9 protein-coding genes are annotated in these 12,705 nt (G+C 50.0%); 1 reads left to right on the top strand and 8 read right to left on the bottom strand.

The features are described from left to right. Positions 1-125: 125 nt before the first annotated feature. The 8 genes from ACKGJP_RS03100 to ACKGJP_RS03065 all read right to left on the bottom strand — a co-directional run bounded on the left by ACKGJP_RS03100 (position 126) and on the right by ACKGJP_RS03065 (position 11,947). A complete protein-coding gene (locus ACKGJP_RS03100; protein ID WP_409344228.1) occupies positions 126-1,274 on the bottom strand; it encodes a DUF2264 domain-containing protein in 1,149 nt (382 codons plus the stop codon). Positions 1,275-1,423: 149 nt separating this feature from the next. Further along, positions 1,424-3,709, bottom strand: coding sequence for a glycosyl hydrolase family 95 catalytic domain-containing protein (locus ACKGJP_RS03095; protein ID WP_409344227.1), 2,286 nt, complete (start codon positions 3,707-3,709; stop codon positions 1,424-1,426). 59 nt (positions 3,710-3,768) lie between these two features. Beyond that, positions 3,769-4,866: a mandelate racemase/muconate lactonizing enzyme family protein gene (locus ACKGJP_RS03090; RefSeq protein WP_409344226.1), complete on the bottom strand. Its 1,098-nt coding sequence runs from the start codon at positions 4,864-4,866 to the stop codon at positions 3,769-3,771. Positions 4,867-4,891: 25 nt separating this feature from the next. Then, positions 4,892-5,662 carry an SDR family NAD(P)-dependent oxidoreductase gene (locus tag ACKGJP_RS03085; RefSeq protein WP_409344225.1) on the bottom strand — a complete coding sequence of 257 codons (771 nt, stop codon included), beginning with the start codon at positions 5,660-5,662 and terminating at the stop codon, positions 4,892-4,894. Between the two features lie 272 nt (positions 5,663-5,934). Further along, on the bottom strand, positions 5,935-7,458 hold the full coding sequence (locus ACKGJP_RS03080) for a hypothetical protein (protein WP_409344224.1): 1,524 nt from the start codon (positions 7,456-7,458) through the stop codon (positions 5,935-5,937). 41 nt (positions 7,459-7,499) lie between these two features. After that, on the bottom strand, positions 7,500-8,378 hold the full coding sequence (locus tag ACKGJP_RS03075; protein ID WP_409344223.1) for a carbohydrate ABC transporter permease: 879 nt from the start codon (positions 8,376-8,378) through the stop codon (positions 7,500-7,502). Positions 8,379-8,406: 28 nt separating this feature from the next. Further along, entirely contained in the window at positions 8,407-9,333 is a 927-nt protein-coding gene (locus tag ACKGJP_RS03070; protein WP_409347059.1) for an ABC transporter permease, read from the bottom strand. 340 nt (positions 9,334-9,673) lie between these two features. Then, positions 9,674-11,947, bottom strand: coding sequence for a helix-turn-helix domain-containing protein (locus tag ACKGJP_RS03065; protein WP_409344222.1), 2,274 nt, complete (start codon positions 11,945-11,947; stop codon positions 9,674-9,676). A 195-nt stretch (positions 11,948-12,142) separates the two neighbouring features. Between ACKGJP_RS03065 and ACKGJP_RS03060 the strand changes: the two genes are divergently transcribed. Continuing rightward, positions 12,143-12,538: a site-specific integrase gene (locus tag ACKGJP_RS03060; RefSeq protein ID WP_409347058.1), complete on the top strand. Its 396-nt coding sequence runs from the start codon at positions 12,143-12,145 to the stop codon at positions 12,536-12,538. Positions 12,539-12,705 lie beyond the last annotated feature (167 nt).

Below are 12,705 nucleotides of genomic sequence, written 5' to 3'. Positions count from 1 at the left end.
ACTGTCATCAACTGAAACTGCGTGATACACGCTCATGCTTGCATAACTTTCGTCGCCTCGAACGCTTTCGAGAGCCGATCTGGGGGCACAATAGTTTCACACTGTAACCATTGGCTGTGCCGCAATCAGCCTTTCAACGCATGATCGATCTCAAAGGCATTGCCTAACCAAGCCTTGCGTGCTGTCCAGTCCGCTTCACCTTGCCAAAACGGATCATTTGCGGGCAATCCAAGCGGCAGAAATACGACCGAGCACAAGTACAGACTACCCGTTGAAATATAGCTCTCCCCTATTTCTGGCTGGTGTCCACAAAAGCCGATCGTTAACCAGCCGTCTGCGTCGAATGTGCCGGGCGCTTCGATCATTCTGCGAATAACCGCTGTAAGCGCACATCTAACCTGTGCTGGCGCGATCGGATCTGGCAGTTCGCGACGGAGTGACGTCAGCGCGAGTACATGGAATGCACCGAACCGGTAAGCGAGCGAACGCCCAACAGGCGGAAACGTCCCCTCCGGCGATATCGATCTCTCCTGGATTGCAGCTTGGCGCTGGGCTCTTTTCCGGATCCTATCGGCCATACTTTTCCATTCGGAGTATTGGTCGCCTACTGCTTCGACCAAATCGAGAAGCATCGGCAAAATGACGAAACTGTTGTAGTAGTCGGCATGATAATCTTCTCCGTCGCCATACGTTCCATCTCCCAAATACCATTGCTCATGCTGCCTCAGCGCGTAGTCGATACGCATTGAATCCCAGTCGCTTTCTCCCATTCTGTACAAAGCGGCTTCAATAATGGCTGCGAACAACAGCCAGTTATTAAAATTCGGCTTGCGCGTACGAGTCGCTTTCAAGGCAGCGATCACATTGGTCCGTACATGGTCGTCCAGCTTAGTCCACAACTCCGTCGGAGCGCGCAAAATCGACTGTGACAGGAAGGCTGCGTCTACGATCGGCTGCTTGCCAATGCTAAAATTCATATAGTCGGGTGACGACGGATCGGTCCCGGCATTGATTGCTTCGCGAGAAAGCCGTGCCACCTGCTCTCGAAGAAGCCCCTCCTCCCCGTCAGTCGGACCCATCTCCAGCCATGGAGCCAGTCCCACCAGAAGGCGGCCGAGCGTTTCCAAATAAGTATACAGAGGCCTATCGTCCAACACTCCTTCAACTGGCATTTTCGCCTTCAACTGGCGCTCAGACAAAGCGCTCAAGACGGGAGTGGCTATTCGGATTAAAACCTTCACCCAGTACTCCCTATCGTTCGTATTCGGATTCATCGTCAATCGCTCCTTCCGGTCTCTTCCTCATGAGATCAGGACGACTGGCAGGAACCAGCCGTCCACACTTAATACACTTACCTCTCTGTACCGGCATAAGAAATTCGGTCGTCGCAGCCCAGAAAGGTACTTACTCGTTTTCGCGCATATCATGATCTGCCCCGTGAAGGCTTTATCGTACAAGACTCTCCTGCCCGCAAATCGATCGTGAACGTTTCTCCCACCTTCACAAACCGAAGGCTTTCATTGCCTGTTTGCGATACAATCTCGATATTCTCAACATCAAAACTGTTGCAAACTTGTAATCGGACATCCCGCTCGGCTAGGAAAGAAACGTAAATCAGTTTCCCATTCTTGATTTCGGCAGATACTAGGCTCCCCATCCCGCCACGGAATTGTCGGAACGATACACCTTCCTGCTTCCAAGCTTCTGGAATCGCCGGGAAGAGATGAATGACCCCCTCATGATTCTGAAGCAGCATTTCCTGCAGAGCGTCAGCTGCCGCAAAATTACCCTCGAGCGTGAACGGACGATAGTGAAACGAGCTATACCCCATCTTTTTCTGGTCGCCGTTAAGATGAAATCCATTTTTGGATATAAAAGCATCCCAGAATATATGAAGATACCGGTAAGCCTGCTCCCCGTTTCGCGCACGGGCGTACAAATCGGCTGCCCATGTGAACGAATATCCAACCCATGCCGCCGTTCCGAGCTGGTCGATCTGTGCAAGCGACGCTTCGATAATCTCCTTTTCACGCTCCGAGCGATCACACTGCACTAGATTGAGCGGATAAATCGCCATTAAATGTGACAGGTGACGATGACTCTCCGCAAGCGACTCATCGGGGCTTAGCATGAGTACGTTGTCCTCGTTCACCGCAAGCTCCGGCAACTGCGAACGAATATCTCCCCATTCCTTCGCATCGTTCTCATGCCCAAGGAGTTCTTCATATTGCTTCAGCGTTTCGAACAAATAGTGCAGCAGCGCCAAATCATTATTGCTATTTGGTGTTAGCCATGCTTTTGGCGAGTTGTTGTGAATTTCCGGGGAACTGGATAATGGAAGCAACAGCTTTCCGTCCGGGCCAGGCTTGAGCCAGTGAAGCATACATTCCGCCGTTTCACGGAAGTATACATACGCTTTATGTGCCAGAAACTCTCGGTCACCAGTATACTGCCAATAATGGTCGAACGCTTGGCAAAGCCATATTTGATTGACCATATTCGTGCTGTACATCACCCAGCCTCCAAGCGGCTCGGCCCCTATCCCCATGACCGACGGCAGGCAAATGCCAGGCGCCTCAAAAAAACGTTCTGCAAACGCTCGCGCTTCCGGTCTCAACTTCCACAGGAAATCGATAAAGCTTTCGCCTTCTTCCATGTGATTTGCTTTCATATATGGCCAGTAGCTTAATTGAGTGTTCAAATCATTATGATAATCGCCCTTCCACGGCGGCAGCTTTCCTTCGTCCGCTGTCCATACGCCCTGCAGCGGCATCGGCGGCGCCCCTTTGCGGGAGCAAGAACCGAACAAATAATGCGTATGATACCACTGCCGCTCCATCTCTGAATCGGGTAATGTAAGTTCGCTCTTTTTCCAATAGCTTTCCCACCAGGCCGAGTGATCCGCAAACATGCGGTCGAACCCTTTCACCAACGCCTGACTTACGAGCGATTGCGCTCGCTCCAGCCAGTTTTCACCATCGGTGCTCGCAGCAATCGTATATGCGATTTCCAGCTTATCTTCATGATGCACCCAAGCCGCAGCAATGGCAAAAGACAGTGAATTGCAAGTGGGCTGAATATACAGCAAGGTATCGCCATCCCGGGTTACGTTTCCGGCCGGATAGCCAAGGGAAGCGACGAGATTGCCTACCGATGAAGGCGCTTCATTCTTGTCCTCAGCTCCGCTATACGCTGGAGGATCAATACGGATTAAAGGTGCACCAGCATTCCCTGAAACCGAAATGATACCCACTCGCTCCACCGCGCTTAGAAAAGTTCGGATTTGAGCCTCTTTGCCGTTAAGACCCAGCGTAACTTCTGCAAGTGCCTTTTTCAGAACAATGCGATTTTCCACATGGTCGGCCTCTTCGCCGAAGTCAAGCTCAATCGCCCCGACCGGAACTTTCGTCGGAGTCGTTCGGCGATAAAATGACTCGAACCTCTTGTTCACTTCCTCATGTTTGCCGCTTTTCACAAGCTCGATTAGCTGTGTGTACCGGTAATCTTCAGCCTCCGTTTCCGGCGGGACCCGGGTATCCCAAAGATCCCCCCGGTCCAAGCTGAACCTTAGCGGGGCACCGCTGCCATACACAAGGCAGCCCGTTAAGCCGTTGCCGAGCGGAAGAGCCTCATCCCAGCGGGCAATCGGCCCTTCTATTTTTAAATCATGCTTCTCGTTCGGTTTGGTAATTGTGAAATCAACTGGCATCGTCTCATCTCTCCTTCTCATGTAAATGCATTCAAACGGAATCAATTTAATCCGATTCACTATTTCACACGGTACTCGTTAAAATAGTTGGGTAAAATGTCAGTCGATGCCCCTGGCATTTGCGGCAACACATAATGTCCGTCCACAACCGTTGCCGGTTCGACGAAAATATGGCGGATCCATGGGATGTACTCCAGCATGATCGCATTCGGCGTTGAAGCGACCAGATGCTGATGGATTTGCCCCATATCCCCCACATGCGGACAGATCGGCAGATCGTATGAAGCGGCCAGCCCGGCAACCTGTAGCCATTCGGTGACTCCCGCCACCCTTGTTACATCAACCTGTACGTATTCGATGGCACCCTGATGAATATAATCACGGAATGCATATTTCGAATAAACATGCTCACCGAGCGCGATCGGGACGTTTAATGCATTTGCCAGTTTTTGATGCCCGAGGATGTCGTCGGGGTTTAGCGGCTCTTCCAACCAGAATAAATCAAATTCCTCCAATCGCTTGCCCCATGTCATCGCCGTATTGATGTTCCATTGCTGGTTAACATCGATCATGAAAATGATGTCATCGCCGATTGCCTTTCTTACCGCCTTACAGCGATCGTAGTCTTCGCGCGGATCGGGCTTGCCGACCTTGATCTTGACGCCGGTAAACCCTTGTTCTACGATCTCTGTTACATCCTTGAGCAGGCGATCCTTCGTCCAGTTTAGCCACCCGCCATTCGTGTTGTACGCTTTAATCCGTTTGGACTTATGCCCGCCAAGATATTGCCACAGCGGCCGATTAGCCGTTTTCGCCATAATGTCCCATAGCGCGATATCTACGGCGGCGAGCGCCATATGCGTTACGCCAGCGCGTCCGATCCAGTGCATCTTCCCGAAACGCATGTCGTCCCAAAGCTCTCTTACCATAAATGGGTCCTTGCCGATAAGCAGCGGCGCGTAATAACGGTCGATCGTCTGAGTAATCAAATCATCGCCATTCGCGCACGTTCCGGTATAGCCGGTTCCGACAATCCCCTCGTCGGTAAAAATGCGTAATCCCGCCAATCCCCAATGTGTCGCCACGTTGATGGCGTCGGTGATGGGCGGTGTAATCGGTACGTGCAGGATAAACGATTCGACTTTTGTAATCTTCATCTGATAGGAACCTCCTGAAAATAAATTAGTAGCCTAGCGAAGCGCCGCCTTCAACGGGGAGCGCTACACCGGTAATAAAGCTCGCTTGATTGCTTGCGAGGAACAACACGGCTTGAGCGATTTCCACGGAAGATGCCGTTCGTCCGAGAGGATGCATGTCATCTAGCGTACTCCGGGCTGCCGTCGGATCGGGCTGCTGTTTAATCCACGTTTCGAGCAGAGGTGTCATCACCCCCGCCGGACAAATGCAGTTGACCCTCACGCCGTCCGGCGCGTAATCAAGCGCAAGCGCTTTCGTTATGGCGATGATACCGCCTTTCGTGGCCGCGTATACGGCATTCTGCTTTTGCCCGATCAGCCCATTGAGCGATGCCATGCTGATGATGCAGCCTTTCGCTTTGCGCAGCTCCGGAATCGCATACTTGGCCGTTAAGTAGACGCTTTTCAAGTTAATGTCAATCAGCCTATTCCATTCCGGCTCCTCTACGTCTTCAAGAAACTTTGGTAATATGGCGGCCGCGTTGTTAAACACGATATCGAGGTGACCGAACGTATCTACGGTTATTTCTACCAACCGCTTCACGTCATCAGCGTTCGAGACATCTGTTTTTACGAATATTGCATTGGAGGAATCAGCCGTTCTACCGGCAATGGACCGGACCGTGCGTATGCCGTTTTCCTCGTTCCAGTCCGCGATCGCTACCTTGGCCCCCTGTTCCGCGAAAAGCTCTGCGGTCGACTGGCCGATCCCAGATCCGCCTCCCGTGATGATCGCTACTTTTCCTTGCAGTTGCACAAAATCCCTCCTTCAAGGGTGTCCAAAAGATCCCCACGATCCAAGCTAAAACCTTAACTGCACACCGTTGCCAAAAACACGGCAAAGCCCGTTAAAGGCATTCCAGAGCGCAAGCGCCTCATCCCAGCGGACATCGGCCCTTCTAGGTAGGTTAAATGTCCGTCGCGCACCTGGCCTTGTAAGGTTTCATAAATGCTCCGCTCTCTTAAAAAAAATAAAAACCAAGCCGCCCGGGCTCTTCAGCAAACGCACGGCTTGGTTATGCTCTAAACTTATTTTTTATCCGGATTTTTTAGCTTGTACTGGTCGGCGTACTCTTTCATGATTTTCTGCACATCCGGGTCGGCTTTCATTTTATTCACATATGCATCCCACTCTTCAATCGGCGATTGACCTGTGATGACTTTGGTCATGACGGTATCTCTGTCTTTAAACAAATCCGCGCCCCGCTTGGCGTTCGTATCGGAGATTAGCCCGAGGGTCGGACTCGGCGTTGCGACGGCCATGTATTCGTCCACCATTTTCTTCTGCCGTTCATTAATTTCATCCGGCGCCGACAGGTTGACAGCCTTCGCGTACTTATCGTAAATACCCGTAACGATTAAAGCATTGAGAAACGGATCTTTCTTCGTTGCTTCTTCGTTCACTTTGATCTTGCCGTTCTCTTTCGTATAGTGAATACCTTCAACGCCGTAATAATTCAGCTCATTGAGCTCCGGAGACGCCGCTTGGTCCAAATATTGCAGCAACTTCTCGATCTTGTCCTTCGGCGTTTTGGCGGAAATGGCCAGGATACCGTAATAGCCGGAAAATTTGATGCTCGCATAACCGTCCGGGCCTTTAAGCGGCGGCACATTGACAAGCTCCGCCTTCGGATCGGCCTTCCTCGTATCTTCCTGAAACCTCCACAAATTCAGGAAGTTGCTGGCCGGCGCTCCGACCTTGCCTGCCGCTGTAAGCTTGTCTTCCTTCAACACCGAATACTCTTGCGGCAGCGCCTTGATCGCATACATTTTACGCGCATATTCCAAATAGTCGCGATACCCTTTGGTCATCCAAGACAGGAGCATTTTGTCGCCTTCGAACGTCGGTTTATAAGCGCCGAACGCAACCGACAGCTGAGGCCCGACAATGGACATCGAAGGACCGATGCCGGCATAACCGAACGTATCCGCTTTGCCGTTGCCGTCCGGATCCTGTTCGACGAACGCTTTCATCACATTGTAGAAATCGTCTGTCGTCGTCGGCATTTTCAGGTTCAGCTTATCGAGCCAGTCTTTGCGGATATAAATCGTATGGTCGGCTAGCGAGCGCGGACGAGGAACCCCATAAATTTTACCGTCTACCTTGGAGTTCTCCCAAATATCTTTCGGAATGTTAGCTAGGTTGGGATACTTCTTGAAATCGCCCAGCAGCGTGGTAAGATCCATAAAAGCGCCCTGCCGGATCGCGTTTACGGTCGTTGCCCCAAAAGGGTCCTCAATGAGCATGATGTCAGTCAGCTCGTTCGAGGAAAGCGCCAGATTGAACTTATCGCCATAGCTAGTAGACGGTATCACTTTAATGTCCAGCTTGGTGTTCGTCCGCTTCTCCACTTCCTTGTAAACGGGACCGTTTAAATCCGGCGGTTCCCCATTATTAAGAATCGTCGTGAAGCTGATTGGCGTCGGACCGTCTGCCTTCTTTCCGTTATCGGTCCCCGTGCCGCTGCTTGAACCTCCGCCGCCGCAGCCTGCGATGAGACCGAATGCGAGCATCATCGGTACCGCTGTTTTGACTAATTTTTTCCCTTTCATAGTCAGAAACCCTCCTTAGATATATGGATAATGAACCTATGTCAACCCTTCACTGAGCCAAGCAGAACTCCCTTGGCAAAATATTTTTGCAGGAAGGGATAGACCGCCAATATCGGAACCATGACGACAACCAGCGCAGCCATCTTCACCGTTTCCTCGGGAAGTGTATGCTCCAGCGTTTCTCTCACTTCTGCGTTGCCGATTGCCGACTGGCTGACCATCAGTTGCTGAAGCAAAACCTGCAGCGGCCATTTGTGCGCATCTTGAATGTACATGACGGCGGAAAAATACGTATTCCAGTGCCCCACCGCGAAGAACAAGCCGAAAGCGGCCAATGCCGGCAGCGATAAGGGAAGGATGATCCGGTAAAATACTTTCAGTTCGTTGCAGCCGTCGATGAGCGCCGCTTCCTCCAAACTGTCGGGCAGCCCTTGGAAGAACGATTTTAGCACGAAAACGCTCCATGCGTTCGTAAGTCCCGGCAATAGAAGAGACCATAGCGAATCAAGCAATCCCAGTTCTCGGATCAGCAGAAAATTCGGTACCAATCCGGCGCCAAACAGGAAGGTAAAAAGCACCAACGACAGCATGAATCCCCGTCCGGGCAACTCTTTCTTGGTCATGGCATAAGCGAACGTCGTCGAGAATGCCAAGTTCAGCACCGTCCCTACCACTGTAATGAAAACAGTAGAGCGAAGCGAATAAAGAAAGCTGCTGGATGATAAAATGTACCGGTAGGAATCGAGCGACCACTGCTTCGGAAATAATATCACATCACCGGCCACGTAAACGGCCGGATCGGTAAATGATACGGCGATGACGTAAACGAACGGAAACAGCATCGCCAAAGCGGCCGCAATAAGTACCGTATAAATGATAGCATCGGGAATCGATGCGAGAAGCGACTTGCGCGCCGTCATGTTCTTTGCACCCTTTCCATTATGGTAGTTAATATAAACCTTCTTCTCCGAATTTTTTCGCCAAACGGTTCGCCAACACGACAAGCACGAGCCCGACAATCGACTTGAATAAGCCTACGGCAATGCTATAGCTCGTTTGACCGGATAAGATTCCCTGCTTGTACACATAAGTATCGAACACTTCGCCAACCGGCATAACGAGCGGATTCAACATAAGCAGTACTTGCTCGAAGCCGACATCCATCATGTGCCCGACCCTCATGATAAGCAGAATGACAATCGTGCTGCGGATAGCCGGAAGCGTAATATGCCACAGCCGGCGCAATCTTCCCGCACCGTCCACGATGGCAGCTTCATAAAGTTGCTGATCTACCCCCGCGATGGCCGCCAAAAAAATGATCGTTCCCCAGCCTACTTCCTTCCAAATGCTTTGCGCTGTCAGCAAGCCCCAGAAATAATTCGGATTCGTCAGAAAGCTGACCGGTTCGAAGCCCATTGCCGTCAATCCCTTGTTTACCAAGCCAATATCGGTAGATAAGAAGAAATACGTAAATCCTACAATAATGACCATCGACAAAAAATGGGGCAAATAAACGATGGATTGAATAACGCGCTTCACCGGTTCGATCTTGACCTCGTTCAACATCAGGGCCAGAACGATAGGTAGCGGAAAGAAAAAAATGAGATTCATGAGGTTGATACCCAGCGTGTTCCTCAACAGTACCCAAAACATATCGTGGGTAAACAAAGTTTCAAAATGCTCAAGACCGACCCATTCACTCCCAAAAAATCCTTTATACGGGCTGTATTCTTGAAAAGCAAGCAAGATCCCCCACATCGGTACGTATTTAAATACGAGAAAATAAATGACGCTAGGCAAAGCAAGTAAGTAAATGTACTTATGTTTCACTACTCGCTTCCACAAGCGGTTCGCTTGCCGACGGGAATCATGTATTCCCCGTATCACGGTCGTTTCGCTTGACGGTACGATTGTCTTCTCCTCCTCTTAAGCCCCCCCATATAGCATTCCCCATTAGCAAGGTAAAGCTTGGAAGCTTTATTATCTTCAGATGTTTCCGGTCCGTTATGGGCGGATACCTCCTGCTGTCCATCCGAGCATAATCAATGTTGAAGCGGCGCCGTAAGAGACTATTTGATGCTTTTGACATTCATTCGGAGAAGGCGCGCTGCATCAGGCTTGCGGGCCAGGTGCGGTCTTTATTTACGCACCTAACGGTCAAAAAAACAAAAAAAGACCGCCCTTTTAAGGCGGCAGAGGATGGCTTCGATTTCATTTAGCGCGGCTTTTGGCCCTGTTCGCGAAAAGTAGCCGGTGAATGACCGGTCAAATTTTTGAAGACGCGGCGGAACGATCGCTCCGTATAATTAATTTTCTCAGCTATAACTGCTATGGGCTCGTTTGTATGGAGCAGAAGCTCCTTGGCTCGTTCGATTTTCAGCTCCGCTATATAACTCGTGAAGCTTTGTCCGGTATATTTTTGAAACATTCTGCTAAAATAGGAGGAGCTCAAGTCGACATAGCTTGCAACGGATTGAAGCGTATGATCCAGATCGATCGATTCGATCATGTACTTTTTGGCCCGTTCCACCAGATGCTTGCCCTTACCGTCGATCGCTTCTTCAAAAATCGGGAATAAAATCGGAAAAATGACGTCCCGGAACCAGGTTTCAATCTCGGCTACCGTCTTGCTGGCGCTGATCCGCTCGAAGGCACCGGTTTCGGCTAATTGATGAACCCCTTCGTCCGACAGCTCCTTCAATTTATGGAAGAAAGACACGTACAGCATGTGGAAGGCCTGATATACCTGCGAAACCGGATAATCCCTGCTCGTGATCGTTTGCGCGAACACTGCAAACGCTTCTAGCGTACGTACCCTGTCACCGTTCTGCAGTTCCCGCATGACGGTTGCCTCAAGCTCGAACGGGTAGCGCAACGCATCCCTGTCCGGCCGCAAATCCTGAATGCCGATCGTCCGGTTTCCTCCTTTTACGATCCGGTACTTTAGCGCTTCCATCGCTTCCATACAAGACAGACGGACATTCTGAATATTATTGTACGTATTGCCCATGCCGACAGAGGCATTAAATTTCAAATACGTGTCGATCGACATACGAACCGATTCGCACACTTGGTAGGAGACCGCGGAAAGCTGCTTGTCCGACCATTCCGTGGACATTTGCAGCACGACGATAACCTGTGCCGCTTCCACCCCATTTACGAAGTACGCCTTGATGTTGTGCTGGTTGGCAATATCCTGACATATGCTTGAGATGGCGAGCAAAATAAGCTGCCTGTCCTCTTTGCGGAATTTATCGTACAGCTCGTGATTTTCGGCTTCGACCACGAACACTTTCCACTTGGCATGCGCGCTTACACCGTGGTGATTGCACAATTCCGCCAGCCGTTCCAACGATTCATGGGCATAATGACCATACACCATGTTCATGAAAAAAACATCGCGCAAAAGCGGCGCGTTGCGGCTAGATTGTTCGCGGAGATTACCGACTTGAAGCTTCAACTGATCCCAGTTGTTCCGAATCCACGTCCACTCGTCGATTTTGGTGGAATGCGCATCCCCGGCAGTTTGCTCCTGGCCAAGCAGCTTGCGGATCGGCGCATATAGCTTACGCGAGTTGATATATAGAAGAAGCATACCTAGCGCCAGTGCGCCTAAGCACACGATAACGGTCAGTCTGGCAACATTGGCTCTCTGCCCGTCCAACTCGGCAAGCGGAAAATCGAGTACGGTTATCCAACCGTTTACGGACGATTTGGTAAAGACGGACATCGTATTACGGGAACTATCCTTATAAAACCCGGTTTTCTCGGAGGCGTTCAATATGTTTGTCTTCCAAGCTGCGTCCGACTCAAGGGTTTGACCGTCTTTCGATCGTTCGATCAGCGATACAACGGTACCCGATTCGCTTATCACCATCATGCGCCCATACTCTCCAAGCCCGCCGGTATTCATGATGTCAGCCATAGCGCTTCTATTCAAATCGACGGTCAAATACGCCTGCGGGGTGTTGGAAATGGCGGGAAGAGACTGTACGAACGTAAATGATCCACTTCCCTCCTGATTGTTCGGGATCCATCTCATCGGCGAATCCTGTTTATTCGTTCCGACAAACGGATATTTCCCAGCTGGATCGTCAATCCGCTCGAAACCGACGGTCGTGGTCAACTCGATTTTTTGGTTAGGCAAAAGCAACCCGATACGGGGTGAATACTCTATAGAACGTCCCAGAGCAGAAAGCATTTTTTGGACATTCATCATTTCCGTATAATCGTTCATATCCGTATTATAAATAAACTTCTGTATGGAGCTATCAAACACTAAGCCGCGGGTAGCCTTCACTACCGCATTGAGTTCGGCGTCGATTCGCGCCTGAATTTGCAGCATCGTCTGCAGATTTGCCCGTTTCACCTGCTCCTCCAAATTACGTGACAAAATGGAGTAGGCCAGAAACGAAGCCAATACGATCGGGATGCAAACCGTCATTAAGCCGAACCCGAACAGTCTGGCGTAGTATTTTCCCGAAAACAAAAACGGTCTCAACCTCAATATCATTCTTCGCAAAAGAAGTGCTCCTCTTCCCGTTTATGAAAACGGTGTCATTATTATGTCTAATAATTATACACCAAATTCAACAATGAGCGATGTCAATGTAGTGCAGCAGCGGATACGCATCCGTCCCGGCATCTTGGACGACCCGATTCAACACTTCGACAGCCTCTTCGTATAGTCCGCAGTCGGCATAAGCTCAAGGAATATAAGCTCCACTGCAACAAGGAACGAATGAAAGCCTCCGAATTGTGGGAGGGTGGAGAATACTTCTTTTTATTTACTGCGTGGAATGGCAAGCCAATTAGCCCCTTCAGCGTAAATAATTATTGGGGAAGGTTTATTAAACGAAACAATCTAAAGTATATTCGATTCCACGATCTAAGGCATACTTCGGCAACATTGCTTCTAAACCAAGGAGTTCACGCGAAAATCATATCAAGCAGGCTAGGCCATGCAGATATAACAACAACGTTAAATATATATGCTCATGCTTTGCAGGAAGCTGATCAGGCCGCTGCCGATCAATTCGATTCCCTGTTTTCTCAACGAATGCACAAACAAATAAACTGATCACATTTTTCATGCAGGCTGACCCCCTTGCTTTTTTCTTTTCTATCCGTTTTTTTAGGCTGTAATCCGTAACTCTCTTTCGATTTTTTACATCAATTTTACATCAACGCTTCAAAAACCGGTCCTGTACTACATTTCAATTTTGTCTGTTATAAAACAAAAAAAGC

This window comes from Paenibacillus litoralis (assembly GCF_046244365.1).
Taxonomy (GTDB): domain Bacteria; phylum Bacillota; class Bacilli; order Paenibacillales; family NBRC-103111; genus Paenibacillus_V.
This window is presented reverse-complemented; position numbering and strand designations above follow the sequence as displayed.

Coding starts and splice junctions, on each gene's coding strand:
- ACKGJP_RS03100 (WP_409344228.1), bottom strand. CDS start 1,274: ATGAATCCGAATACGAACGATAGGGAGTACTGGGTGAAGGTTTTAATC.
- ACKGJP_RS03080 (WP_409344224.1), bottom strand. CDS start 7,458: ATGAAAGGGAAAAAATTAGTCAAAACAGCGGTACCGATGATGCTCGCA.
- ACKGJP_RS03075 (WP_409344223.1), bottom strand. CDS start 8,378: ATGACGGCGCGCAAGTCGCTTCTCGCATCGATTCCCGATGCTATCATT.
- ACKGJP_RS03090 (WP_409344226.1), bottom strand. CDS start 4,866: ATGAAGATTACAAAAGTCGAATCGTTTATCCTGCACGTACCGATTACA.
- ACKGJP_RS03095 (WP_409344227.1), bottom strand. CDS start 3,709: ATGCCAGTTGATTTCACAATTACCAAACCGAACGAGAAGCATGATTTA.